The sequence below is a fragment of the Cellulomonas fulva genome, assembly GCF_018531375.1.
In the GTDB taxonomy this organism is placed as follows: Bacteria; Actinomycetota; Actinomycetes; order Actinomycetales; family Cellulomonadaceae; genus Cellulomonas; species Cellulomonas fulva.
Genome location: NZ_JAHBOH010000001.1, coordinates 2,560,849 through 2,586,264, shown reverse-complemented (window position 1 = coordinate 2,586,264; position 25,416 = coordinate 2,560,849). Strand labels below are relative to the sequence as shown.

The following is a 25,416-nucleotide window of genomic DNA, read 5'->3' as shown; positions in this document are numbered from 1 at the left end:
GGCGCTCGCTCAGCGGGTGAACGTCGCGACGGCCTCGACGTGGTGGGTCATGGGGAACAGGTCGTGGCCCTCGACGGTCTGGAGCCCGTAGCCCGCGTCGGCCAGCAGGGCGACGTCACGGGCGAGCGCGGCCGGGTCGCACGCGACGTACACGACGCGCTCGGGCCGCAGCGCCGCGACGGCCTCCAGGACCGCCCGGCCCGCTCCCGCGCGCGGCGGGTCCAGCACGACGACGTCGGCGTGCACGACGTCCGAGCCGGCGTCCTGGTCCCCCCGCAGCACCCGGGCGACGTCGCCCACGTGCAGCTCGACGTTGGCGCGGTCGTGCAGGTTGCGCCGCGCGTCGCGGACGGCCCGGGCGTCGCCCTCGACGGAGACCACCTCGCCGTCGCCCACCGCGTCGGCGAGCGGGAGCGTGAACAGGCCGGCCCCCGCGTACAGGTCGAGCACCACGGCTCCGGCGACGTCGCCGACGCCGCTCAGCACGGCGTCCACGAGCGCGGCCGGCGCCGCGCGGTGCACCTGCCAGAAGCCGGCAGCCGCCACGCGGTACGTCCGCTCGCCCCCGGGCGTCGCGACGACCTCGCGCACCGAGCTGCGGGCGTTCGGCCGGCTGTCCGGGCGGCGTCGCGTGAGGTCGTACGGCTCGCCGTCGACGAGCACCAGGGGACGATCACCGCCCACGGGCGCGACCGCCTCGACGTGGGCGCCCGCGGGCCAGCGGCGGGAGAACAGGTCGAGCGCGGCGATCTCCTCGACCGCGAGCGGCATCGAGTCGAGCGCGACGACGTCGTGCGACCGGTGCCGGCGCATGCCGGCGCGGCCGTCCGCGTCCGCGACCAGGTCGATGCGCGTCCGCCAGGCGAGGCCGCCACGCTCGTCGTCGCCCGGCGCGGCACGGACCACGAGGTCGCGCTCGTCGTGCGCGAGGCGCTGCAGCTGCTCCCGCAGGACCGCACGCTTCCACTCGCGTTGCGCGGGCAGCGCGACGTGCGCGAGCTCGCCGCCGCCGACGCCGTCCGGGCCCGCGGCGGGCCAGGCGCTCGGCACGCGGTCGGGCGAGGCGTCGAGGACCTCCACGGCGTCCCCCCGCCAGAAGGTGGCGCCGTCCGCCGCGTCCGTCAGCCGGACCAGCACGCGCTCACCCGGCAGCGTGTGCCGGACGAAGACGACCCGGCCGTCCAGCCGCGCGACGCAGTGGCCACCGTGCGCGACGGGGCCGATCTCGAGCTCGACCAGGCCGTCAGCCACGGGGCGCCGTCCGCCGGACGTGGTCCTCGAGACCGGTCTGCCCCTCCGACGAGGCGAGCTGCCACGGCACCGAGGCCACGACGACGCCGGGTGTGAACAGCAGGCGGCCCTTGAGCCGCAACGCGCTCTGGTTGTGCAACAGCTGCTCCCACCAGTGACCGACGACGTACTCCGGGATGTAGACCACGACGAGGTCGCGGGGGCTCTCGCGGCGGATGGACCGCACGTACTGCAGCACCGGCCGCGTGATCTCGCGGAACGGCGAGTCGAGCACCCGCAGCGGCACGGGCAGCTCCATCGCGTCCCACCGCGCGCGCAGGTCGTCCACGTCGTCCTCGTCGACCCCGACCGTGACGGCCTCGAGCACCTGCGGGCGCGACGCGCGCGCGTACGCGATGGCACGCATCGTCGGCCGGTGCAGGTGCGAGACCAGCACGATCGCGTGCACGCGGCTCGGCAGGGCGCGGGACGCCATCGGGTCCTCCCCCAGCGCCAGCTCCTTGCGGACCGTGGCGTAGTGCCGGTGGATGCCCTGCATCAGCACGAAGACGACGATCATCGCGAGGATCGCGATGTAGGCGCCGTGCGTGAACTTGGTGATCAGGACGACCACCAGGACGGTGCCCGTCATGCCGAGGCCGATCGCGTTGACCACGCGGGAGCGCTTCATCCGCGTGCGGTCGGCGGGGTTCGGCTCGGTGCGCAGCTCGCGCGTCCAGTGCTTCACCATCCCGAGCTGGCTCAGCGTGAAGGAGACGAAGACGCCGACGATGTAGAGCTGGATCAGGCGCGTGACCTGCGCGTCGAACGCCCAGATCAGCGCGATCGCGACGACCGCGAGGGTCACGATGCCGTTGGAGAACGCCAGCCGGTCGCCGCGGGTGTGGAGCTGACGGGGCAGGTAGCCGTCGCGCGCCAGGATCGAGCCCAGCACCGGGAAGCCGTTGAACGCGGTGTTCGCGGCGAGCACGAGGATCAGGCCGGTCACGATCGCGACGACGGCGACCAGGACGGGCATCCCCTCGAACACCGCCGACGCCAGCTGGGCGATCACCGGGTGCTGCTCGTACCCCTCGCCGACCGGGACGCCGTCGAGCAGCAGCTGCTCCGCCGGGACGTCGGCGAACTTGATGCCGGTCGCCTTCGCCAGCATGAGGATCGACAGGATCATCGTGATCGAGAGCCCGCCCAGGAGCGCGAGCGTGGTCGCCGCGTTCCTGGACTTGGGCTTGCGGAAGGCCGGGACACCGTTGCTGATCGCCTCGACGCCCGTGAGCGCGGCGCAGCCCGACGCGAAGGCGCGCAGTACCAGGAAGAAGCCCGCGATCCCGACCAGGCCCTGCTCGAAGCCCGCCTCGGGCGCGATGTCGAGCTCGGCGGACTCGGCGAGCGGGAGCGTGCCGGCCACGTAGCGCCACGAGCCGATCACGGCGATCAGGCCGATCGCGAGCATGAACAGGTACACGGGGACCGCGAACGCGCGGCCGGACTCCTTGACGCCGCGCAGGTTGACGAGCGTCAGGAGCACCACGAGCCCGATCGCGAACGGCGCCTCGTGCCCCTTGAGCGCGGGGAACGCCGCCGCGGCGTACTGGGCGCCCGACGAGATCGACACGGCGACCGTCAGCACGTAGTCGACCAGCAGCGCGCTGGCCACCGTCACGCCGGCGTTGGGACCGAGGTTCACGGTCGCGACCTCGTAGTCGCCACCGCCCGAGGGGTATGCGCGGACGTTCTGGCGGTAGCTCGCGACGACCGTCAGCATGACGACCGCGACGGCGATCCCGACCCACGGCGAGATCGTCAGCGCCGACAGGCCGGCGATCGAGAGCGTCAGCAGGATCTCGTCGGGGGCGTAGGCCACCGACGAGAGCGCGTCCGACGCGAAGACCGGGAGCGCGATGCGCTTCGGCAGCAGGGTGTGCCCGAGGTTGTCGCTGCGGACCGGACGTCCGAGCAACAGGCGTTTGGCGGCATCCGAGAGGTCCGACACGATGCCCCATCGTAGGCGTGCCCGAGCACTCCTGCGTACGGCGAGGCCGAGCGGTGCGGACGGGCGTGCGGACTGGCGGGGCGGACGGGCGGTGCGGACGGATCGCCCGGCGGGTGCGCGACCGCGCGCCGAGGGTCCGTCGGGGTATAGCGTGACCGACCGTGCACTTCGTCATCATGGGTTGCGGCCGCGTCGGCGCCAGCCTCGCGCAGACGCTCGAGGAGCACGGCCACTCGGTCGCCGTGATCGACCAGAACCCCGAGTCCTTCCGACGCCTGTCCAACGAGTTCGCCGGCCACAAGGTCACTGGCCTCGGCTTCGACCGGGACACCCTGGTCAAGGCGGGCATCGACGACGCCTACGGCTTCGCCGCCGTGGCGGACGGCGACAACTCGAACATCCTCGCCGCGCGCGTGGCCCGCGAGACGTACGGCATCGAGAACGTCGTGGCGCGGATCTACGACCCGCACCGCGCCGAGATCTACCAGCGCCTCGGCATCCCCACGGTGGCGACGGTCCGCTGGACCGCCCACCAGGTCCTGCGGCGGCTGCTGCCCATGGGCACGTCCGACGAGTTCCGCGACTCGTCGGGGCAGATCACGCTGGTGCAGATCGACGTGCACACCGGGTGGGTCGGCCGCACGCTGGCGACCCTCGAGGACGCGTCGGGTGCACGCATCGCCTACCTGACCCGCTACGGCGACGGCGTCCTGCCGACCGCGGGCACCGTCCTGCAGGAGAACGACGTGGTGCATGCCCTGGTCCGCGTGGACGACCTCGCGTCCGTCGAGCGCGTCCTCACGTCCGAGCCGGAGGTCGAGGAGTGAGGGTCGTCATCGCCGGCGCCGGGTCGGTCGGCCGGTCCATCGCCCGGGAGCTGCTCGCGCACGAGCACGAGGTCACGCTGATCGACCGGCAGCCCACCGCGATGCGGGTGGCGCAGGTCGCCGAGGCCGACTGGCTCCTCGCTGACGCCTGCGAGCTGCCCACGCTCCGCGAGGCCCGCACCGACGAGTGCGACGTGATGGTGGCCGCCACCGGCGACGACAAGGCCAACCTGGTCATCTCGCTCCTGGCGAAGACCGAGTTCGGGGTGCCCCGCACCGTCGCCCGCGTCAACAACCCGAAGAACGAGTGGATGTTCGACGAGGCGTGGGGCGTCGACGTCGCCGTCTCGACGCCGCGCATCATGACGGCGATGGTCGAGGAGGCCGTGGCGGTCGGCGACCTGGTCCGGATCTTCACGTTCCACCAGTCGGGCGCCGACATCCTCGAGATCACGCTGCCGCCCGACGCACCGCTCGTCGGGATCCGCGTCGGTCAGGTGGAGTGGCCCACCGACGTCGTGCTCGCGTGCATCGTGCGCGGCGGTCGGCCGATCGCGCCCAGCCCGGACGACACGCTGGAGGCGCGCGACGAGCTGCTGTTCGTGACCGGGCGCGACGCCGACGAGGGTGCCCTCGAGCTGCTGCTCAAGGTGCCGACGGCGTCGCCCGGCGTGTCGGGCTGACCAGGACCCAGCTCACCCAGAGCGCGAGCGCGGTCAGCGGGACACCCATCGCGAGCTTCGCCGTGCCGAGCCACGCGACGTCGTCGGCAAAGTACAGCGGGAGCTGCACGGCGAGCCGGAGCGCGAACATCGCGACCCACGGCAGCGTGGCCAGCGTGTACACGCGCCGCAGGGCGCGGTCGTCGTGCCAGGCCACGGCGTTGCGCCACGGTCCCCCGCCCAGCGGCCCGTCCTTGGCGAACAGGCCCAGGACCAGCCCGACGAGCGGCCAGCCCACCAGCACGGTGGCAAGGGTGCCGACGAGGTAGCCCGCGTTGATCAGCAGCCCGTAGGCGAAGTAGTCGGACGCGTCCCCGGTCCGCCACGCCCAGAACACGCCGATGCCCACGCCGATCACGCCCGAGAACGCCTGCGTCAGCGGCGTGCGCTGGACGAGCCGGACCACGACCGCGATCAGGGCGGCCGCGCCGGCCGCCACGAGCGCGGGGGTCAGTCGCTGGCCGCTCGCGAGGTAGACGACGACGAACAGCAGGCCGGGCGCGACGGACTCGACGACGCCGCGGACACCGCCGACCGCGTCGGCCGCGGAGAACTCCTGCGCGGCGAGCACGCGCATGCCGCGCGCGCCGCCCTCGTCGGGCGGGACCACGTCGTCGACGGCCTCGAGCACCTCGTCGGCGACGTCGGGAGCCGTGCCGTACGGAACGGGCGTGCCCGGTGGGCGCTCGTCGTGGGCCCCGGACCGACCCGGAGCGCCCGGGTCACTCACCGGGGCGTGCCCGCAGCTCGTACCGCGGGTTGAACATGGTGCGGCGGCCCTCGATCTCGCACACGAGACCTTCGGCCTTCAGCCGACGACCCGGGCCCACGCCCGCGATCTCGCGGCGACCGAGCCAGACCAGCGCGAGCGAGCCGCTGCCGTCGTACAGCTCGGCCTCCAGGGCGGGGACGCCCTCTCGTGGCCGGAACGTCACCGAGCGGATGATGCCGCTGACCTTCGCGCGCTGCCGCAGGGGCAGGTGGTCCACCGCGGTGCAGCCCACCGCGCGCTCGGCGTCGGCGCGCTCCTCATGGGCCTCGATCTCGGCCTGCGAGGCCGCGAGGGACCGCAGCCGCTCCTTGAGGCTCATCGGGTCTCCGTGATCTCGGGACCGCGCGTGAGCGGGTCCAGGGACTGCTCCGGCTCGGGCGCGACCGGAGCGGCCGAGGCCTGACCGGGCAGCTTGAGGGCCAGCAGGTCGCGCGGCGGGCGGGCGTCCTGCCCGCGGACCACGACGACCCCGCCGAACACCTGCTCGAGCACCTGGGCGGCCGCGGGCTCGACGGCCGCGCGCCCTGTGATCACGCCGCGCAGGAACCAGCGCGGTCCGTCGACGCCGAGGAACCGTGCGGGGCGGTGACCGGTGCGGCCCTCCGGCGTGCGCGCGGGCAGGCGGGCCAGGAGCTCCCGTCCGAACGGTCCCGGCAGGTCGTCGGCCGCGCCACCCTGCGCCACCACCGACTGCTGGATCTCGCCGCGGATCTCGTCCCAGATGCCCTCGGTGCGCGGGGCCGCGTACGCCTGGAGCTGCAGCGTCGAGCCGTCGACGGACACCGACGCGGCCGACACGACGTTCGTCGTCTTGTCGATCTCCATGCGCAGCTCCATCCCCGGGACGCCGGGGACGTGCAGGGCACCGAGGTCGACGCGCGGACGGTCGTCGACGTCGTCGGCGGCGTCCCACGGACCGTGCGTCCGCGGCACGGGCGTCGTCGCCCCTGCGTCGGCCGTCGGCTCGTCGGGCTCGTCGATCTCGTCGACGTCGGACTGGGCCTCGAGCGCGTCGTCGCGCACCTCGGGCTCGTCGCCGTCCTTGGGACGGCGCCGGAACATCGCCACGTGCTCACTCCTCCTCGGGCGCCACGCGCCCGTCCGCACAGGCGCCCGACGGGCACCCGCGACTCTCGCTCGGACGCGCGCCCGCGGACGGCGTCCCTGATTCGACAGTAGCCCGCCCGGGGCCGCAGACCTAGTGGGCGGCCGTGCGCCACCCGCCGGTGGACCCGAAGCCGCCCTCGCCCCGGTGGGAGCCGGGCAGCGTCTCGACCGCCACGAACCGGACGCGCTCGACCCTCTGCACGACGAGCTGCGCCACCCGGTCGCCGCGGTGCAGCACGATCGCCTGCTCGGTGTCGGTGTTGAGCAGCGTCACGGCGATCTCGCCGCGGTACCCCGCGTCGACGGTGCCCGGGGCGTTGACGATCGTGAGCCCGTGCCGCGCCGCGAGCCCCGAGCGCGGGTGCACGAACGCGGCGTACCCGTCCGGCAGCGCGATCGCGACGCCGGTCGGCACGGTCGCCCGGCCCTGCGGCGGGATCGTCACGTCGATGCGGGTCACCAGGTCCGCGCCGGCGTCGCCCGGATGGGCGTACGCGGGCGCCGGGAGCTCCGGGTCGAGCAGCTGGAGCAGGACCTCGAGGTCGGGTTCGCGCGTCACGGGCCCCGACCCTACCGGCCGGGGTGCGCATCGGGCCGCTCTCCGGTCCGTGCTGTGCACACGGTGCCCGGACCGTGGGCGCGCGGTGCGATCCTGGAGCCATGCCCGCCTCCGACGCGCTCCCCTCCGGTCCGGTGGACGGACCCGCCACCGTCCCCGCCTTCGACGAGGCGCTGTGGCCCGGCGCCGTCGGGTGGCTCGCGGTGCCGTTCTTCGCCGGCACGCTGGCCGCGGCCCTGCTGCCCGTGGACGGGGTGCTCGCGGTCGTGGCGGGCCTCGTCGTGCTGGTCGGCGGACTGGTCGCGCTCGTCGTGACGACGCCGCGCGTGCGCGTGGTCGCCGGCGAGCTGCACGCGGGCCGTGCACACGTCCCGGTGGCCCTCCTGCGCGAGCCGCGCGCGCTCGACGCGCCGACCCTGCGCCACGAGCTCGGGCCGGGCCTCGACGCGCGCGCGTTCCTGTGCCACCGCGGCTGGGTGCGCACCGCGGTCCGGGCGGAGCTCGCCGACCCGGCGGACCCCACGCCGTACTGGGTGGTCTCGACGCGGCGGCCCGAGGCGCTCGTCGCGGCGCTCCGCGCCGCCTGAGCCCGCACGCACGGACGGCCGGCCCCGCGAACGGGACCGGCCGTCAGGCAGGCGGGGCGTCGGCCCGGCGGCAGGCCGGTCCGGGCGGACGCCGACGGTCCGGGACCTGGGGCCCCGGACCTGGTCAGGCGGTCAGGCCGCGCACTCCGAGCAGACCTGCTGCCCGTCGCGCTCGTAGGCGAGCTGGCTGCGGTGGTGGACCAGGAAGCAGCGCGAGCACGTGAACTCGTCTGCCTGGCGGGGCAGCACGCGGACCGAGAGCTCCTCGCCCGAGAGGTCGGCGCCCGGGAGCTCGAAGCCCTCGGCAGCCTCCGTCTCGTCCTCGTCGACCACGCCGGAGTTCTTGTCCGCGCGTCGCGCCTGGAGCTCCTGCAGCGAGTCCTCGCTGAGGTCCTCCTCGGTCTTGCGCGGGGCGTCGTAGTCGGTAGCCATGTGTGGCGTCACACTCCGTCTTGGGCTGGGCTGGTGAGTACGCGTGAACAATGCACTGCTGGAGGGTTTTGTTCCCGCGCGCAGGGGATTGTGCACCACATCTGCACCGCGCGCGAACAGTGCTGACGCGGGCAACCGGTCACCCGGCCGGGTGAACCGCTCTCCGAGCGGCGTCAGGCGGTCGCGTCGGCGCCGTGGTCCTCCAGGAACGAGAGCAGCGGGTCGATGCCTCCGGGCGGTCCGGCGACCGTCATCGCGTCCGTCGCGGGACGGCCGCGCAGGCCGGTGACGACCGCACCCGCCTCGCTCGCCACCAGGCCCGCGGCGGCCATGTCCCACGGCGCCAGACCGCGCTCGTAGTACAGGTCGAGCCCGCCGCCGGCGACGGCGCACAGGTCGAGCGCCGCCGAGCCGAGGCGCCGGATGTCCCGGACGCGCGGCAGGAGGTCGGCGACGACGACCGCCTGGGCCCGGCGCCGCTCGACGAGGTAGCCGAAGCCGGTGCCGACGAGGCAGCGGTCGAGGGGCTGCGGGTCGTTGACGCGCAGCGGCGCACCGTCCAGCGTGGCGCCCTGCCCCGCGCCCGCGACGTACGTCCGCCCGTCGGTCGGCGAGTGCACCGCGCCCGCGAGCACCGTCCATGTCCGGGGGTCCGGCGCGCCGTGCTCGTCGGGCCCCGCGACCACGGCCGCGACGGAGACCGACCACGACGCGAGGCCGTACAGGTAGTTGACCGTCCCGTCGATCGGGTCCACCACCCACGTGATGCCCGACGAGCCGCGCACGAACCCCTGCTCCTCCCCCAGGATCCCGTCGTCCGGCCGCAGCTCGGCCAGCCGCTCGCGGACCAGCGTCTCCGAGGCCAGGTCCATGGCGGTGACGACGTCGACCGGGCTGGTCTTGGTGGCGTGCACCGTCACGCGCGTCGGCCGGCCGCCGTGCACCAGGGCCCCGGCCTCGCGGGCGACGGCCTCCGCCGTCGTCATGAGCTCATGGACCAGGGCGGGGTCGGCGTTCGTCATGCGCCCATCCTGCCCGCCCGGCCGCCGGGGCGTCGGCTCGCCGTGCCCGCCCCCGCGCCCGCACCGCGTCCGGCACCCTCCCCGGGGGCCGGACCGGCGGGCGAGGATCACGTCTCCCTGGCGTGCACCGGTGGACGGCACACCGGGCCGCCTGCGGCGCGGGGCGCCGCGGAGGTGGCACCCTCGTCGGTGAGGTCAGTAGGAGGACGGATGGACGAGCTCGAGCTGGTGGGTCTGCACGACGACGGCGAGCACCTGGTGCTGTCGCGCGGCGACGGTCAGCGCTTCCGTCTGCGCATCGACGAGGCGCTGCGCGCGGCCGTGCGCCGTGACCGTCCGCAGCTCGAGCAGCTGCGCGCGGAGAGCGCGGGGACCCTCAGCCCGCGTGAGATCCAGGCACGGATCCGCGCCGGCGCGACCACGCAGGAGGTCGCCGAGGGCGCCGGCATCACCGTCGAGCACGTGCGTCGGTTCGAGGGCCCGGTGCTGGCCGAGCGCGAGTACGTGGCGGAGCAGGCGCGCGCGACCCGGGTGCGCCGCGAGTCCGACGCGCCCGTGCTGGGCGACCTGGTCACCGACCGGCTGGCCGCGCGGGGCGTCGACCTGTCCTCGCTCGCCTGGGACGCCGCCCGCGAACCGTCCGGCCCCTGGTACGTGCTCGCGCGGTTCACGGTGGAGGGGTCGCCGCACGAGGCGCGGTGGGCGTTCGACGCGACCGCGCGCACGCTCGTCGCCGACGAGGACGAGGCGCGCTGGCTCTCGGAGACCGAGCTGCCCGACGAGCCCGTGGCGCGCCGGCACCTCGCCGCCGTGCGGGACGTGGTGTTCGACTTCGACTCGGTCGCGACCGCGCGCGGCGCACGGCCGGCCGGCGGCGTCACGCGCCCGGGTGCCCCGGACGCCCCCGACGACGACACGCACGAGCAGCCGGCCGTGGACCCGCAGGAGCAGACCGCCGCGCTGCTCGACGACCTGCGCGGGCGCCGCGGGGTGCGTCAGGCCGTCGAGCAGGACGACGACGAGGACGCCGGCGAGTTCGAGGGCTTCGGCCCGCAGCACGCGTTCGACTTCGCGCGGCTCGAGGACGTCCCCGGCGCGCACCCCGTCGACGCGGATCCTCAGGCCGAGGCCGTCGTCCTGCCCGTGCACCTGCGCGGCCGCGCGCGCTCGTCGGCCCCGGAGGCCGGCACGAGCGAGCCCGGCACGAGCGAGGCGGGCACGAAGGCGGCGGACACGAGGGCGGCGGACACGGACGAGGCGACCGCCGGTGACGCGACCGCGGAGACGGCCGCCGCCTCCTCGGCGCGGCCCGCGGACGAGTCCGCGTCCCGGTCGGGCGGCGCAGACGGGCCCACCGCCGCCGAGCCGACCGCCGCCAGCGCCGACGCCCCCGCCGAGGAGCAGCGGCCGCGCACGCGCAAGGGCCGGGCGAAGGTCCCGAGCTGGGACGAGATCGTCTTCGGCGCCCGTCCGGAGTGACGGGGCGCGTCAGCCGTCCAGCACGCTCGAGACGAGCGTCTGCGCGCTCGGCGCCGCCGCGCGCGCGGCGGCCGCGGTCATGCGCCGCATGTGGTGCCGCCGGCACAGCACCTCGTACGTGACCTCGTCGGCGCCGCCCGACGAGCCGCCGTCCACGTCGCCCACGACGACCTGCGCACCCTCGACGACCATGCGGCCCGCCACCACGCGCGCGTTGTGCGTGGCGCGGGCGCCGCACCAGCACAGGGCGCGGACCTGCAGCACGTCGACCCGGTCGGCGAGCTCGACCAGGCGCTGCGCGCCGGGGAACAGCCGGGCGCGGAAGTCCGTCGAGATGCCGAACGCGTAGACGTCGACGCCCAGCTCGTCGACGACGCGCGCGAGCTGCTCCACCTGGGCGGCGGTGTAGAACTGCGCCTCGTCGCCGATGAGGTAGTCCACGGGACGGCCCTGCGTGCGCCGGTCGATGACCTCGAACCAGAAGTCCGTCGCGTCGTCGACCTCGCACGCCTCCTTCGTCAGGCCCAGGCGGGAGGAGATGGTCGCCGTCCCCGCGCGGTCCTGGCGCGTGAACAGCACGCCGTCCCGGCCGCGCGCGGCGTGGTTGTGGTGCATCTGGAGCGCGAGGGTCGACTTGCCGCAGTCCATCGTGCCGGAGAAGAAGACCAGCTCGGCCACCAGCCGCGCTCCTCGTCGGGTCGGGCCCGCGGTGCGGGCGTCGGTCGGGCCGTCGTCAGGCGACGACGATGCAGGGCACCAGCATCTCGTGCGGGGTGAGCGAGCCGTGCACGCCGACGAGGTCGAGCGAGGCCGGCGTCTGGGTCCGCGAGTCGACGACGGTCGCCCGCTCGGTCATCGCGACGACGACGTCGCCGACGACGGGGAGCACCCGCTCGTCGACGGCACCGAACAGCCCGCCGGCGACGGCCTCCTCGCGCGTGAGCACCAGCGCGGCGTCGCCGAGCTCGTCGGCCCACACGTCGCGGACGCGCTCGGCGTCCGCGCCCGGCCGCAGGTGCAGGTGCGAGGCGCGCGGCTCGCCCGCGACCAGCGCGACGTCGTGCGCGAGCCGCTCGTCGTCCGCGACGTCCCAGCGCCGGGTCCGGTCGACGTCGACCATGCCGTGGTCGGCGGTCACCAGGAGCACGGTCCCGCGGGGAAGCGATCGCGCCAGCCGGCCGATCTCGGCGTCCGCGTCGGCGAGCGCGTCGCCCCACTGCCACGAGCCCACGCCGTGGTGGTGGCCGGCCTTGTCCACGTCGCCCCAGTACAGGTACGCCAGGCCCGGCGCCCGCAGCGCCCGGACCGCCGCGTCGACGCGGGCCGCGAGCGGCTCGGCCGGGACGTACGCAGCCCCGCGCAGGGCTGCCCGCGTCAGGCCCGAGCCCGCGAACCGCCGGGGGCCGACGCTCGTGACCGCGGCGCCTGCGGCCGTCAGGTGCTCGAGCACGCTGGCGTGCGGCTGCCAGTGCTCCGGCTCCGGCAGGTCCGTCCACGAGACGAGGTTCCCGAGCGTGCCCGTCGCCGGGTCACGCACCGTGTAGCCCAGCATGCCGGTGCGGCCGGGCGGCTCCGCGACGCCGAACGTGCCGAGCGCGGTCGCGGTGGTCGACGGGAACGTGCTGCTCAGGGGCGACGACCCCGCGGACGCGGACCGCAGGAAGGGCGCGTGCCCGCTGCGCTCGGCGAGGTTGAGGTGGCCGAGGCCGTCGACCAGGACGACGCACACCCGGTCCGCCACGGGCAGCCCGAGCGTCGCGAGCGCCGCGGCCCACGAGGCGCCGAGCGCGGGAGACGGCTCCGCGGCGCCCGCGGCGGTCAGCGCACCCGCGACCGCGGGCAGCACCGTGCCGAGGCACGGCCGCCCGTCGGCGCCGGGCAGCAGGAGCCCGCTCGCCTCCGCGGCGTCGGCGAGCGCGGTCGGAGAGCCGGCGGCGGAGGTCGAGCCGACGGTCGTCGGGGCAGCCACGTCGGTCCTCAGCGCCGCGCGCTCGCCGCGGACAGCGCCCGTGCGAACTGCGTGGCCGCGCGCACGGACTCCACGCCCTCCGCCGCCGCGCTGACCCGCACCACGACGTCGTCCGGCGACAGCGTGCCCGTCAGGCCGTGGTCCGCCTCGCACGCGGGGTCGCCGCACGTCGCGGGCTCGAGGTCGACCCGCGACACCGCGCCCCACCCGATCGCGAGCGTGAGCTCGAGCGCCGAGGCGCCGCTCGTGTGCCGCTCGGGCTCCTCGACCACGTGCGTGAGGACCACGGACCGCAGCTCGGCGAGCGGCACGGACTCCGTGGTCGCGGACGCGGACGCCGCCGGGTGCTCGGAGTCGGCCGGATGGTCGTCGACGTGCGCGCACACCAGGCGGGTCGGCGTCAGCACGAGCACGGTGACGTGGCGTCGCACCTCCGCGGAGTCGAACGTGGTCTCGGGGTGCACCAGGTGCGCCGTGACGGTCTCGTCGCCCAGGGCGACCTCGAGCACGTCGGCGACGAGCTCCGGGTAGTAACCGGCACGGTGCAGGTCCTCGCGCAAGGAGGGTGCGGCAGCGGGCATCTGCTCATCTTCGCACCGCGGACGGCCCCCGCCCCACCGTCATCCACCGACGCGTCGCCCGTCGGGGGGACGCACGAACCGGTTCAGCGGGCCGATCAGCCCGGCAGCCGGCGCCGCGCGTCCGCACGGTGGGCGCGCGCGAGCGTCACGCGCGCCGCGAGCACCGTGGCCCCGCGCTCCCCCACCACCACCGGGTTGAGCTCGAGGTGGCGGATCTCCGGGACCGCGTCGGACAGCACCGCGACGCGCGCGACCACGTCCTCGAGCGCGGCGACGTCCAGGGGCGGCAGGCCGCGGTAGCCGAACAGCCGTGGCGCTGCCCGCGGCGAGCGCACCAGGTCGGCCACGTCGACGTCGGTCAGCGGCGGGATGCCGTAGGCGACGTCGCCGAGCAGGTCCGACGCGTCGCCCGAGAGCCCCACGCTGATCACCGGACCGTAGAGCGGGTCCTCGAGCGAGCGGACGACGCACGACGAGCCGCGCGGTGCCATCGCCTGGACCTCGAGCGGCGGGGCGCCCGGCTCCGGCGCGTGCTCGGCCGCGAGCGCCAGCACCTGCTCGACGTCGGCCCGCAGCTCGGCCTCGTCGGCGACGTCGAGCCGCACGCCGCCCAGGTCGGCACGGTGCCGCAGCGCCGGCGCGGTGGTCTTGAGCGCGACGGGGTACCCGGTCGCGGCGGCCGCCGCGACCGCCTCGTCGGCGTCGCGCACGCCGGCCGACGGCAGCACCGCGACCCCTGCGGCGGCGAGCAGCTCCGCGGCCGACCGCGCGTCGAGCGGGACCTCCGCGTCGGTGGCCAGCCGGGCGTCCACCAGCCGTCGCGCCGCCCGCAGGTCGATCCCCGCCGGGTGCAGCGGCCGGCCGTGGTCCCGCGCCCGCCAGGCCGCGTAGCGCGCGGCGTGACCGAGCGCGAGCGCGGCGTCCTCGGGCGTCGTGTACGCGGGGACGGTGCGCAGGGTGCCGGCCGGGTCCGGCGCGGTGAGCTCGGGCGTCACACCGCTCAGCCCGTGCACGCAGGCCACGACGGTCCGCCCGGACGCCGCCGCCTCGTGCGCGACGAGCGACGCCAGCCCGACGTCCGGCCCGCCGACGGTCGGGATCCGCACGACGATCGCGACGTCCGCGTCCGGGTCGCGCAGCGCCGCGACGACCCGCTCCCGCGCCTCGTCGACCTCCGCGTCCTCCGGCAGGACCTGCGCGCCCGCGACGACGAGACCGGCCGCGGCGGCGGCCTCCGCGACGAGCGCCGCGACCGATGACGAGCTCGCCAGGACGGACACCCGCCGGCCCGCGGGCAGGGGCTGGTGCGCGAGGAGCTGGGCGACGTCGAGGAGCTGGTGGGTGTTGTCCACCCGGATCGCGCCGGACTGCCGCATGAGCTCGTCGACCGCCCGCGCGGGGGCCGTCGTCGCGCGCACCGCGTGCCCGGGCGGGACCACCTGGCCGGACCGGCCGGCGGTCAGCACGACCACCGGCTTGACCTGCGCGAGCCGCCGCGCGACGCGGGAGAACTTGCGCGGGTTGCCGATCGACTCGAGGTAGAGCCCGACCACGTCCGTGCCGTCGTCGTCGGCCCAGAACTGCATGAGGTCGTTGCCGGACACGTCCGCGCGGTGCCCCGCCGAGACGAACTCGGCCAGGCCGAGCCCGCGCCGCCGCACGCCGGCGAGCAGCGGCACCGCGAGCGCGGCGGACTGGCAGAACAGCCCGACGCGGCCCGCCCGCGGCAGCTCTGCGGCGAGGGAGGCGTTGAGCGTGCCGTGCTCCCCCGTGGTCAGGAGGCCGTACGACGACGGCCCGACCACGCGCATGCCCGCACCGTGGGCCGCCGCCAGCACCGCCCGCTGCCGCGCGAGGCCCGCCTCGCCCTCCTCGGCGAACCCCGCGGACATGAGCACCACGCCGCGGACGCCGAGCGGCGCGAGCGCGCGGACCACCGCGGGAGCCGCCTGCGCCGGGACCGCGAGCACCGCGAGGTCCACGGGCCCGACGACGCTCGCGAAGGACGCGGCGAACGGATCCCCGCCGACCGCGGGGACGGGCGCGAGGACGTCGTCGGACGACGAGTCGCCGGGCTCGAGCCCCAGGCCGACCGCCTGCACCCGCACGCGCGCGTCCCCGGCCGTCAGGTGGGCGTGCGCCGCCCGCGCCATGCCGAGGTGCAGCGCGCGCGGCGGCGGTGCGCCCGGCAGCGCGGGACCGACGACGAGCACCGAGCGCGCGCCCAGCACCGCGCGCATCGAGCGCGCCTCGGCGCGGTGCTCGCGGTCGGCCACCACCGCGAGCGACCGGTCCGTCGGGTCGATGTCGAACGCGAGGGAGACGACCCCGTCCTCGGAGTGCTGGCGCACCTCGTACCCCGCGTCGCGGAACACCGCGATCATCCGTCCGTTCTGCGGCAGCACCTCGGCGACGAACCGGCGGACCCCGCGCTCGCGCGCCGCCGCCGCGAGGTGCTCGAGCAGCACGGAGCCGACGCCGCGCCCCTGGTGCGCGTCCGCCACGTTGAAGGCGACCTCCGCCTCGTCGTCGCCGATCCGGTCGAACCGCGCGACGCCGATGATCCGGTAGCCCGGCGGCTCGTCGGCGTCCGTCGTCGCGACGAGCGCGACCCGGTCGACGTGGTCGACCGTCACGAGGCGGTGCAGGTCGCGCTCCGGCAGCCGCTCGAGGTGCGCGAAGAAGCGCAGGTACGTCGACCGCTCCGACTGCGCGACGTGGAAGGCCTGCAGCGCCTCGGCGTCCGACGGGCGGATGGGGCGCACGCGGGTCGTCGACCCGTCCTGCAGGACGACGTCGGCCTCCCAGCCCGCCGGGTACCGCTCCCTCGCGTCCTGCATGCTGTCAGGCTAGCGATCCCGCGCGCCTGGCACGTGAGCGTCGCCGACCGGGCGAGAATGGGCCGTCATCCCGCCGTCCGCGCGCACCACCGGCACGACCCCCCGAGGAGCACCACCGCATGGCCCGTCGCCCCGCGACCCCGGACCTGCCGCCCGAGGACCTCGTCGAGAAGATCGTCGACATCGACGTCGCCGCCGAGATGGAGGGCTCCTTCCTCGAGTACGCGTACTCGGTCATCTACTCGCGCGCGCTGCCCGACGCGCGCGACGGCCTCAAGCCCGTGCAGCGCCGCATCCTGTTCCAGATGGCCGACATGGGGCTGCGCCCGGACCGGCCCTACGTGAAGTCCGCGCGCGTCGTCGGCGAGGTGATGGGCAAGCTCCACCCCCACGGCGACACGGCCATCTACGACGCAATGGTCCGCCTCGCGCAGCCGTTCAGCCTGCGGCTGCCGCTGGTCGACGGCCACGGCAACTTCGGCTCGCTGGACGACGGTCCGGCCGCCCCGCGCTACACCGAGGCCCGCATGGCGCCCGCGGCCCTCGCGATGACGGGCGACCTCGACGAGGACGTCGTCGACTTCGTGCCCAACTACGACAACAAGCTCACGCAGCCCGAGGTCCTGCCCGCCGCGATCCCGAACCTCCTGGTCAACGGCGCGGCCGGCATCGCCGTCGGCATGGCGACGAACATGGCGCCCCACAACCTGGTCGAGGTGGTGGCGGCAGCGCGGCACCTGGTGCTGCACCCGGACGCCACGCTCGAGGACCTGATGCGGTTCGTCCCGGGGCCGGACCTGCCGACCGGCGGCAAGATCGTCGGGCTCGACGGCGTGCGGGACGCGTACCGCACCGGCCGCGGGGCGTTCCGCACGCGCGCGACGGCGCGCGTCGAGAACGTCACGCCGCGACGCAAGGGCATCGTCATCACCGAGCTGCCGTACACCGTCGGCCCGGAGAAGGTGATCGAGAAGATCAAGGAGGGCGTGCAGGCCAAGAAGCTCTCCGGGATCGCGGACGCGGTCGACCTCACCGACCGGCAGCACGGCCTGCGCCTGGTCATCGAGGTGAAGGCCGGCTTCGACCCCGACGCCGTGCTCGAGCAGCTCTACCGCGCCACCCCGCTCGAGGACTCGTTCTCGATCAACAACGTCGCCCTGGTCGAGGGCCAGCCGCGCACGCTCGGGCTGCGCGAGCTCATCGACGTGTGGGTCCAGCACCGCATCGCCGTGGTCCGGCGCCGGTCCGAGCACCGCCTGCGCAAGCGGCTCGAGCGCCTGCACCTGGTCGAGGGCCTGCTGGTCGCGATCCTCGACATCGACGAGGTCATCCAGGTGATCCGCACGTCGGACGACGCCGAGGCCGCGCGCGAGCGCCTGCGCACGGTGTTCGACCTGTCCGAGCCGCAGGCCGAGTACATCCTCGAGCTCCGGCTGCGCCGGCTGACCAAGTTCTCCCGCCTCGAGCTCGAGCGTGAGAAGGAGCAGCTCGAGTCCGAGATCGCGGAGCTGCGCGGCATCCTGGCCGACGACGCGCTGCTGCGGACCGTGGTCTCCGACGAGATGGCGCAGGTCGCCGCGACCTACGGCACGCCGCGCCGCACGATCCTGCTCGAGTCCGCCGGCGGGTCGGCCGTCACCGGGGCGGCGGCGGCCGCGCGCAGCTCGCGCGGCGTCGCGGCGCCGCTGGAGATCGCCGACACCGCCTGCTGGGCGCTCCTGTCCGGCACCGGCCTGCTCGCCCGGACCGCGAGCGACGAGCCGCTGGTGCGGACGCCGCAGACCCGGCGCGCCAAGCACGACGTGCTCGCCTCGACGCTCGCGACGAGCACACGCGCCGAGGTGGGCGTCGTGACGTCGCGCGGCCGTCTGGTCCGGTTGTCCATGCTCGACCTGCCCGCGCTGCCGCCCACCGACGGGGCGCCGTCGCTCGGCGGCGGGGTGCCGGTGGGCGAGGTCGTCGCGCTCGAGCCGCGCGAACGCGTGGTCGCCCTGGCCTCGCTCGCGGCCGACGCCCCGACGCTCGCGCTGGCGACCGCACAGGGCGTCGTGAAGCGCGTCGCGCCGGGTGACGTGCCCAGCAACCGGGACGCGTGGGAGGTCATCGGGCTCAAGGACGGCGACGAGGTCGTCGGCGCCACCCACGTGGCGGACGACGACGAGCTCGTGCTGGTCTCGTCGGACACCTCGCTCCTGCACTTCCCGGCGACCCAGGTCCGGCCCCAGGGCCGTGCCGCGGGCGGCATGGCGGGCATCAAGCTCGCGGCGGGACAGCGCGTCGTCACGTTCGGTGCGGTGACGCCCGCGCTCGTGCCCGACGCGGTCGTCGTCACGGTCGCCGGCTCGTCGTCCGCCCTGCCCGGCACGCAGTCGGGCTCCGCGAAGGTCTCGCCGTTCGAGGCCTACCCGGGCAAGGGCCGCGCGACCGGCGGCGTCCGCTCGCACCGGTTCCTCAAGGGTGAGGACGCGCTCATCCTCGCCTGGGTCGGGACGGCGCCCGCCTGGGCGTGCGGCTCCGCCGGTCAGCCCGTGGAGCTGCCCGAGCTCGACCCGCGCCGCGACATGTCCGGCACGGCCCTGCCCGCGCCCGTGCACGCCGTCGGCTGACGGCACGCGCCACCGGCGCCTCAGACCTCCAGCCGCCGCCGCACGGCGACGAGCGGGACGACGTTGTCGCGCTCGTCGCGCTCCGCGCGCACGCTCGCGGCCGCGCGCTCGCGCGTGCGTGCCGCGGAGGTGGTGCGCTGCGTCCGGTCGTCCCGCGCGACCGCGAGGACGAGCAGGCCCAGACCGACCGCGTAGGTGAGCATGACGGCGACGTCGTGGCCGGGCAGGTCCCAGCCCGGCACGAACCGCCCCAGCGCGATCAGGGCGTCCGAGACGAGGAACACGGCGCCGCCCGCCGCACCGAGGGGACCGAGGCCCGTCGCGAGCACCGCCATCGCCGTGAGCAGGCCGCCGTAGACCGCCACGGGCACGAGCAGCGGGCCCGCGTGCGGAGCGCACAGCGCGACCAGCGCGACGAGCGCGGCGGCGTACGCGACGAGCCACACCGGCCGGGTGCGCACGACGCTGCGCCTCACCCGCGGCGCGAACGCCACGACGTACGCCACCTGGGCCACCAGGAAGCAGCCCACCATCGCCAGGAACGCTGCGTCGCCCGCGAGCAGGCGCGGCGCGGCGTCGCCGAGGAAGCAGGCGCCGAGCCCGGCCAGGGACCAGGTCACGACGTGCCCGCGCGGCCAGCGCGTCGCGGCGACGAGCGCCCCCGCGAGCAGCGGCGTGATCAGGCACTGCGTGACGTCGGCGAGCACCTCGGCACCCGCGACGAGCGCACCGAGGTGCAGCGCGACGGCGAGCACCCACCCGGTGGACCAGCCGATGGCCCAGCCCATGGACCAGGGAGCCGGCCCGGCGACGCGCCGGGCACGGGGCCAGCCGGCGGAACGGGTGCCGGACCCGGACCGCGGCACGACCGACGGGGGCATCGGACGTCCTTCCCGCCGGCACCGCCGGCAGCACGACGGCGGACACCGTCGTCCGCCGGCGCGATGCTATCCCGCGCTCGTCAGCGAGCGCGACGCCCGGGTCAGAGCTCGATCGTGTAGAGCGTCGACCGGTGGAAGGGCGTGAACCCCAGCGACGTGTACAGGCCCAGCGCGCCGGACAGGTTCTCCGTGTCGACGCCGATCTCCGCGTACTCGATGCCGTCCGCACGCACGCGTGCCATGGCCGCGGCGAGCAGCGCGGGAGCGATGCCGCGTCGACGCCACCCGGGCCGCACCCCCAGCAGCTCGACGTAGCCGGAGCTGTGCCCGGCGATCTCCCAGTCCTGCTCGTAGCGCCCCGCGAGGAGGTAACCGACGACCTCGTCGCTCTCCTCGTCCAGCGCGACCAGGCTCCACCCCGGCGCGAACTGGCTGCGTCCGCTGCGCCAGGCCTCCGCGGTCTGCGGCTCGCTGCCCCAGTGCGACGCGAACGCCTCGTTGTGCGCGAGCCGCACGTCGTCGTCGCGCTCGTCTGACCACGGCGCGAGCCGCACGCCGCCGGGCGCCGGGAGCTCGGGCAGGTCCGCGTCCAGCGGTCGGCGCATCTCGGAGTACACCCGGATGGGCGCCAGCCCGGCGTACTGCAGCAGGGCTGCGGCCGACGCGGCCTGCTCGGAGGCGAACGCCCCGATGCGGCCCGGGACGTCCTTGCCCGTGGCGGCGAGCACCTGGCGCGCCCGGTCCACCTGCCAGGCCAGGAGCTCGCGCCCGATCCCGCGCCCGCGCCACGCCGGGTCGACGCCGCCCTCGAGGAAGGTCCGCACCACGCGCACGTCGCCCGGCGGCTGGGTGACCTGGGCCCAGGCCCGCAGGGCGCCCGAGCCGTCGACGCCGGCGAGCGTGTCCCGCTCGTGGTCCTTCCAGGCCCCGTCGAACTTCTCCGTCACCTCGTCGAACGACGTCCGGAACGGCTCGGCGTCCGCCTCCTCGATCGCGGTGACGAGCGTCGTGAGCGCCCCGGCGTCCGCGACGGTCAGCGGACGCCACGTCAGCCCGTGCGCGGTGGACGGCACGCGGACCTCGGCCGGCGGGCGGGCGCGATCGGCGATCGGTACGGGCGCCTGGTCGGGGGTCTCGGCGGTGGTCGCCGAGGTGCTCGCGGAGGTGGTCGCGGAGGAGGACATGGCGCCAGGCTCGCGCGTCACGACGTCGCCCGGCAACCGCATATCCGCGCGCACCGGTCTGCCCGCGACGCGGCCGGCGTCGGCTCAGGCGTCGATGCGCGTGCGGTCGAGCGCGTTCGCGCCCGCCACGATGAAGTCCTTGCGCGGGGCGACGTCGGAGCCCATGAGCAGCTCGAAGATCTCCTCCGCGCGCTGCGCCGCCTCGACCGTCACCCGCCGCAGCGTGCGGTGCCGCGGGTCCATGGTGGTCTCCGCGAGCTGGTCGGCATCCATCTCGCCGAGGCCCTTGTAGCGCTGGATGTCGTCCTTGTAGCGCTTGTTCGAGCGGTCGAGCCTCTTCAGCGTCGCCGCGAGCTCCGCCTCCGAGTACGTGTAGAGGTACCGGTCCGCGTCCCCGCGCACGCCCAGCAGCTCGACGCGGTGCAGGGGCGGGACGGCCGCGAACACCCGCCCCGCCTCGACCAGCGGGCGCATGTACCGGAAGAAGAGCGTGAGCAGCAGCGTGCGGATGTGCGCGCCGTCGACGTCCGCGTCGGTCATCAGGACGATCTTCCCGTAGCGCGCGGCCTCGAGCTCGAACGACCGCCCGGACCCCGCGCCGAGCACCTGGATGATCGCCGCGCACTCGGCGTTCTTCAGCATGTCCGTGATGGACGCCTTCTGGACGTTGAGGATCTTGCCGCGGATCGGCAGCAGCGCCTGGAAGTCCGACGAGCGCGCGAGCTTGGCCGTGCCCAGCGCCGAGTCCCCCTCGACGATGAACAGCTCGCTGCGCGCGACGTCGTCGATCCGGCAGTCGGCCAGCTTGGCCGGCAGCGAGGACGACTCGAGCGCGTTCTTGCGCCGCGAGATCTCCTTCTGCTTCCGCGCGGACAGGCGGGCGCGCATCTCCCCCACGACCTTGTCCAGCAGGGCCGCGCTGTGCGCCTTGTGCTCGCGGCGCGGCGAGCCGAAGATCGCCGCGACCTCCGTCTCCACGACCTTCGCGACGATGCCCCGCACGGGTCCGGTGCCGAGCACCTCCTTGGTCTGCCCCTCGAACTGCGGCTCGGCCAGGCGGACGGTGAGCACCGCGGTGAGACCGGCGAGCACGTCCTCCTTCTCGATGCGCTCGGTGGCCGCGTCCTTGGCGCTGATCTTCAGCCGCCGGGCGTTCGCCTCGACCTGCTTGCGCAGCGTCTTGAGCAGTCCCGCCTCGAAGCCCGCCTGGTGCGTGCCGCCCTTGGGCGTCGAGATGATGTTGACGAACGTCCGGACCTCGGTCTCGTAGCCCGTCCCCCAACGCACCGCGAGGTCGACCTCGCACGTGCGCTCGACCTCGCGCGGCGTCATGTGGCCCCGCTCGTCGAGCACCGGGACCGTCTCGGTGAACGTGCCCGAGCCCGTGAGGTGCCACGTGTCCGTCACCGCCGGGTCGGGCGACAGGTGGTCGACGAAGTCGACGACGCCGCCCGAGTGGCAGAACGTCTCCTCGTGCGGCCCGTCCGCGCCGGGCGTCCCGGGCACGCCCCGCTCGTCGCGCACCACGATGGTCAGGCCCGGCACCAGGAAGCTGGTCTGCCGGGCGCGCGTGACGAGCTCGTCGTAGGAGAACACCGCGGTCTTCGGGAAGATCTGGCGGTCCGCCCAGTACCGCACGCGCGTGCCCGTGCGGCCGCGTGCGACCTTCCCGACGACCGCGAGCTCCGACCCGGACACGAACGGCTCGAACGGCGACTCGGGCGTGCGGCCCGCCGTGTCGTCGAACGTCCCGGGCTCCCCGCGGTGGAACGTCATGCGGTGCGTCTTGCCGTCGCGGTCCACCTCGACGTCGAGGCGCGACGAGAGCGCGTTGACCACCGAGGCACCCACGCCGTGCAGGCCGCCCGACGCCCCGTAGGAGCCGCCGCCGAACTTGCCGCCCGCGTGCAGCTTGGTGAAGACCACCTCGACGCCGGTCAGGCCCGTCTTGGGCTCGACGTCGACGGGGATGCCACGCGCGTTGTCCCGCACCTCGACCGACGTGTCGGCGTGCAGCACGACCTCGATGCGGTCGCCCTCACCGGCCAGCGCCTCGTCGACCGAGTTGTCGATGATCTCCCACAGGCAGTGCATCAGCCCGCGGCTGTCCGTGGTCCCGATGTACATGCCGGGGCGCTTGCGGACCGCCTCGAGGCCCTCCAGCACCGACAGGTGCCGGGCGGTGTAGTCCGAGCGTGCGGGGGTCGTCGTCACGCGGCGATCGTAACCGCGGGCACCGACGCCGCCGGGCCGCCATGCCGACCGGGGCCGGCGTCGTCGACCCGGAGCGGCCGGTCAGGCCCGCGACCCCCTCCCGAAGGTCCCTTGCATGTCGCGCACGTCACGATCTTGTGACGTTTGGGTACGCGGTGAGCGAACCACCCGCCGCCGATGGGATGGATCCGCGGTCCGGATGGTTGTATGGAGACGTGACAGGGACCATGACCGAACCGCTGACCGCAGCCGACCGCTGCGACCGTTGCGGCGCCCAGGCCTACGTCCGCGTGGTTCTCCCCGTGGGCGAGCTCCTGTTCTGCGCCCACCACGCGCGTGAGCACGCGCCGAAGTTCGCCGAGATGGCGACCCACGTGCAGGACGAGACCGACCGTCTCCTCGAGGAGCACGGCGCCGGCGCGGCGCGCTGACCCATCCACGACCACGAGAGGGCCCGGACCGACATCGGTCCGGGCCTTCTCGCGTCTGCGCGCGAGCGTCCGTCCTGGCGCCGCGGACCGACGCACGAAGCCCCCGCTCCCGGGCGTTCGGGGCGGGGGCTTCGTCGGGTGCGGCCGCTCGTCAGTCGAGGTAGTCGCGGAGGACCTGCGAGCGCGACGGGTGCCGGAGCTTCGACATCGTCTTCGACTCGATCTGACGGATCCGCTCGCGCGTGACCCCGTAGACCTTGCCGATCTCGTCGAGCGTCTTGGGCTGGCCGTCGGTCAGACCGAACCGCATCGACACCACGCCGGCCTCGCGCTCGGAGAGCGTGTCGAGCACCTGGTGCAGCTGCTCCTGCAGGAGCGTGAAGCTCACCGCGTCGGCCGGCACGACGGCCTCGGAGTCCTCGATGAGGTCACCGAACTCGCTGTCGCCGTCCTCGCCGAGCGGCGTGTGCAGCGAGATGGGCTCGCGGCCGTACTTCTGGACCTCGACGACCTTCTCGGGCGTCATGTCGAGCTCCTTGGCCAGCTCCTCCGGCGTGGGCTCGCGGCCCAGGTCCTGGAGCATCTGGCGCTGCACGCGGGCGAGCTTGTTGATGACCTCGACCATGTGCACCGGGATGCGGATGGTGCGCGCCTGGTCGGCCATCGCGCGCGTGATCGCCTGGCGGATCCACCACGTGGCGTACGTCGAGAACTTGTAGCCCTTGGTGTAGTCGAACTTCTCGACCGCACGGATCAGGCCCAGGTTGCCCTCCTGGATCAGGTCCAGGAACAGCATGCCGCGGCCCGTGTAGCGCTTGGCCAGCGAGACGACGAGGCGCAGGTTGGCCTCGAGGAGGTGGTTCTTGGCCCGGCGGCCGTCCTGCGCGATCCACTCGAGCTCGCGGCGGAACTTCGGCTCCATGGTCAGTCCGGCACCCAGGCGCTCCTCGGCGAACAGGCCGGCCTCGATGCGCTTGGCGAGCTCGACCTCCTGCTCGGCGTTGAGGAGCGCGACCTTGCCGATCTGCTTGAGGTAGTCCTTGACCGGGTCGGCCGTCGCACCGGCGGTGACGACCTGCTGCGCAGGGGCGTCGTCGTCGTCGGCGTCGGAGTAGACGAAGCCCTTGTCGGTGTCCTCGGAAGACTTCTCGTCCTTCGCGGCCGGCTTCTCCTCGCCGTCCTCGTCGTCCGCGTCCTCCTCGACGGCCTCGGCGACCACCTCGGCGATCTCCGGGTCCGCCTCGAGCGCGGCGGCGTCGACGTCCTCGGCCTCGACGTCCTCGGCGACCTCGTCGGACGCGTCGTCCGCCGTGACCTTGGCGCCCTTGGCCGTGGTCTTCGCAGCCGTCCGTGCGGTGGACCGGGCCTTGGCCGGGGCCTTGGTCGCGGTCGTGGAGGTCGCCGTCTTGGCGGCGGGTGCCGCCGCGGCCTCGTCGGAGGCGACGGCCGTGCCGGCCGACGCGACCGCGGCCTTCGAGGTGGTGCGGGCCTTGGCCGTGGTGGCGGCCGCGACCTTCTTGGGCGCGGGCGCCGCGACGGTCTGGCTCACGGACACGCCGGCGGTCGCGAGACCGCGAACGACGGCCTTGAGCCGCTTGGCGTCCTCGACGCCGGCCTGCTCGCACGCCGAGCGGACGTCCTCGGCACCGACGGTGCCGTGGGTGCGACCGCGGACGACGAGGTCCTGCAGCGCGGGGTGCTCGAACTCACGCGGGAGCGCGGGGTGCGGGGTCTGGGACGACACGAACGACCTTTCGGCAGCACGACACCCGGTGGAGGAGCCGGGTGGTAGACGGACATTGTACCGAGCACTTCCGGGATCGAACCGCCGGGACGGGTGGTTTCGAGGCGCGGATCGTGGTCGGGAACGGGGAGACGTGCCCGCCGGACGGGGCCGGACTGGACCGGAGAGCGACGGCGGCGCGCCAGCGGGCACGACCGTCGGCACGAGCGGCCGCC

22 protein-coding genes are annotated in these 25,416 nt (G+C 75.0%); 6 read left to right on the top strand and 16 right to left on the bottom strand.

Annotated elements, in window-relative coordinates:
- Nucleotides 1-9: 9 nt before the first annotated feature.
- Nucleotides 10-1,251, bottom strand: a complete 1,242-nt coding sequence (locus KIN34_RS11495) for a class I SAM-dependent RNA methyltransferase (RefSeq protein ID WP_214350570.1) — start codon at nucleotides 1,249-1,251, stop codon at nucleotides 10-12.
- Entirely contained in the window at nucleotides 1,244-3,244 is a 2,001-nt protein-coding gene (locus tag KIN34_RS11490; RefSeq protein WP_214350567.1) for an APC family permease, read from the bottom strand. The genes KIN34_RS11495 and KIN34_RS11490 overlap by 8 nt, the downstream gene beginning before the upstream one ends.
- 176 nt (nucleotides 3,245-3,420) lie before the next feature.
- Between KIN34_RS11490 and KIN34_RS11485 the strand changes: the two genes are divergently transcribed.
- Nucleotides 3,421-4,071 (top strand): potassium channel family protein, encoded by a 651-nt coding sequence (locus tag KIN34_RS11485; protein WP_214352062.1) that lies wholly within the window; start codon nucleotides 3,421-3,423, stop codon nucleotides 4,069-4,071.
- A complete protein-coding gene (locus KIN34_RS11480; protein ID WP_214350564.1) occupies nucleotides 4,068-4,754 on the top strand; it encodes a potassium channel family protein in 687 nt (228 codons plus the stop codon). Before KIN34_RS11485 ends, KIN34_RS11480 begins: the two co-directional genes overlap by 4 nt.
- Here KIN34_RS11480 and KIN34_RS11475 read toward each other — a convergent pair.
- The 4 genes from KIN34_RS11475 to dut form a co-directional block, all read right to left on the bottom strand.
- Complete coding sequence (locus KIN34_RS11475; protein WP_214352060.1) at nucleotides 4,717-5,370, bottom strand: DUF3159 domain-containing protein; 654 nt, start codon at nucleotides 5,368-5,370, stop codon at nucleotides 4,717-4,719. The two genes, KIN34_RS11480 and KIN34_RS11475, sit on opposite strands and share 38 nt — an antisense overlap.
- A gap of 145 nt (nucleotides 5,371-5,515) precedes the next feature.
- Nucleotides 5,516-5,884 carry an OB-fold nucleic acid binding domain-containing protein gene (locus KIN34_RS11470; protein WP_214350561.1) on the bottom strand — a complete coding sequence of 123 codons (369 nt, stop codon included), beginning with the start codon at nucleotides 5,882-5,884 and terminating at the stop codon, nucleotides 5,516-5,518.
- Complete coding sequence (locus tag KIN34_RS11465; protein WP_307858198.1) at nucleotides 5,881-6,633, bottom strand: DUF3710 domain-containing protein; 753 nt, start codon at nucleotides 6,631-6,633, stop codon at nucleotides 5,881-5,883. Before KIN34_RS11465 ends, KIN34_RS11470 begins: the two co-directional genes overlap by 4 nt.
- Nucleotides 6,634-6,763: 130 nt before the next feature.
- The gene (dut, locus tag KIN34_RS11460; protein WP_214350557.1) at nucleotides 6,764-7,231 is read right to left on the bottom strand and encodes a dUTP diphosphatase; all 468 of its coding nucleotides are present in this window, start codon (nucleotides 7,229-7,231) and stop codon (nucleotides 6,764-6,766) included.
- Nucleotides 7,232-7,332: 101 nt separating this feature from the next.
- On the opposite strand from dut, the gene KIN34_RS11455 reads away from it, so the two are divergent.
- Nucleotides 7,333-7,818 (top strand): DUF3093 domain-containing protein, encoded by a 486-nt coding sequence (locus tag KIN34_RS11455; protein WP_214350554.1) that lies wholly within the window; start codon nucleotides 7,333-7,335, stop codon nucleotides 7,816-7,818.
- Nucleotides 7,819-7,950: 132 nt separating this feature from the next.
- On the opposite strand, the gene KIN34_RS11450 is transcribed toward KIN34_RS11455, so the two are convergent.
- Together KIN34_RS11450 and KIN34_RS11445 are read right to left on the bottom strand one after the other, a co-directional pair.
- Complete coding sequence (locus tag KIN34_RS11450; protein ID WP_013883495.1) at nucleotides 7,951-8,250, bottom strand: DUF4193 domain-containing protein; 300 nt, start codon at nucleotides 8,248-8,250, stop codon at nucleotides 7,951-7,953.
- 173 nt (nucleotides 8,251-8,423) lie between these two features.
- The gene (locus KIN34_RS11445) at nucleotides 8,424-9,272 is read right to left on the bottom strand and encodes an inositol monophosphatase family protein (protein ID WP_214350551.1); all 849 of its coding nucleotides are present in this window, start codon (nucleotides 9,270-9,272) and stop codon (nucleotides 8,424-8,426) included.
- 210 nt (nucleotides 9,273-9,482) lie between these two features.
- Between KIN34_RS11445 and sepH the strand changes: the two genes are divergently transcribed.
- Complete coding sequence (gene sepH / locus KIN34_RS11440; RefSeq protein ID WP_214350548.1) at nucleotides 9,483-10,751, top strand: septation protein SepH; 1,269 nt, start codon at nucleotides 9,483-9,485, stop codon at nucleotides 10,749-10,751.
- Nucleotides 10,752-10,760: 9 nt separating this feature from the next.
- On the opposite strand, the gene KIN34_RS11435 is transcribed toward sepH, so the two are convergent.
- From KIN34_RS11435 to KIN34_RS11420, 4 genes are all read right to left on the bottom strand, one after another.
- Nucleotides 10,761-11,429: a thymidine kinase gene (locus KIN34_RS11435; protein WP_214350546.1), complete on the bottom strand. Its 669-nt coding sequence runs from the start codon at nucleotides 11,427-11,429 to the stop codon at nucleotides 10,761-10,763.
- Nucleotides 11,430-11,484: 55 nt separating this feature from the next.
- Nucleotides 11,485-12,720 carry an alkaline phosphatase family protein gene (locus KIN34_RS11430; RefSeq protein WP_214350543.1) on the bottom strand — a complete coding sequence of 412 codons (1,236 nt, stop codon included), beginning with the start codon at nucleotides 12,718-12,720 and terminating at the stop codon, nucleotides 11,485-11,487.
- A gap of 8 nt (nucleotides 12,721-12,728) precedes the next feature.
- Nucleotides 12,729-13,301 carry a DUF5998 family protein gene (locus KIN34_RS11425; RefSeq protein WP_214350540.1) on the bottom strand — a complete coding sequence of 191 codons (573 nt, stop codon included), beginning with the start codon at nucleotides 13,299-13,301 and terminating at the stop codon, nucleotides 12,729-12,731.
- Nucleotides 13,302-13,396: 95 nt separating this feature from the next.
- Complete coding sequence (locus KIN34_RS11420; RefSeq protein ID WP_214350537.1) at nucleotides 13,397-16,141, bottom strand: GNAT family N-acetyltransferase; 2,745 nt, start codon at nucleotides 16,139-16,141, stop codon at nucleotides 13,397-13,399.
- A gap of 119 nt (nucleotides 16,142-16,260) precedes the next feature.
- Between KIN34_RS11420 and KIN34_RS11415 the strand changes: the two genes are divergently transcribed.
- A complete protein-coding gene (locus KIN34_RS11415) occupies nucleotides 16,261-18,747 on the top strand; it encodes a DNA gyrase/topoisomerase IV subunit A (protein ID WP_214350535.1) in 2,487 nt (828 codons plus the stop codon).
- A gap of 20 nt (nucleotides 18,748-18,767) precedes the next feature.
- On the opposite strand, the gene KIN34_RS11410 is transcribed toward KIN34_RS11415, so the two are convergent.
- From KIN34_RS11410 to KIN34_RS11400, 3 genes are all read right to left on the bottom strand, one after another.
- Entirely contained in the window at nucleotides 18,768-19,628 is an 861-nt protein-coding gene (locus tag KIN34_RS11410) for a lysoplasmalogenase family protein (RefSeq protein WP_237689092.1), read from the bottom strand.
- Nucleotides 19,629-19,729: 101 nt separating this feature from the next.
- Nucleotides 19,730-20,812 carry a GNAT family N-acetyltransferase gene (locus KIN34_RS11405; RefSeq protein ID WP_214350533.1) on the bottom strand — a complete coding sequence of 361 codons (1,083 nt, stop codon included), beginning with the start codon at nucleotides 20,810-20,812 and terminating at the stop codon, nucleotides 19,730-19,732.
- Between the two features lie 84 nt (nucleotides 20,813-20,896).
- Entirely contained in the window at nucleotides 20,897-23,026 is a 2,130-nt protein-coding gene (locus tag KIN34_RS11400) for a DNA gyrase/topoisomerase IV subunit B (protein WP_214350531.1), read from the bottom strand.
- Nucleotides 23,027-23,253: 227 nt separating this feature from the next.
- Here KIN34_RS11400 and KIN34_RS11395 point away from each other — a divergent pair, with 227 nt between their 5' ends.
- A complete protein-coding gene (locus KIN34_RS11395; RefSeq protein ID WP_237689091.1) occupies nucleotides 23,254-23,457 on the top strand; it encodes a DUF7455 domain-containing protein in 204 nt (67 codons plus the stop codon).
- 151 nt (nucleotides 23,458-23,608) lie between these two features.
- Here the strand turns inward: KIN34_RS11395 and KIN34_RS11390 are convergent, their stop codons facing one another.
- Nucleotides 23,609-25,201 (bottom strand): RNA polymerase sigma factor, encoded by a 1,593-nt coding sequence (locus KIN34_RS11390; RefSeq protein ID WP_214350528.1) that lies wholly within the window; start codon nucleotides 25,199-25,201, stop codon nucleotides 23,609-23,611.
- Nucleotides 25,202-25,416 lie beyond the last annotated feature (215 nt).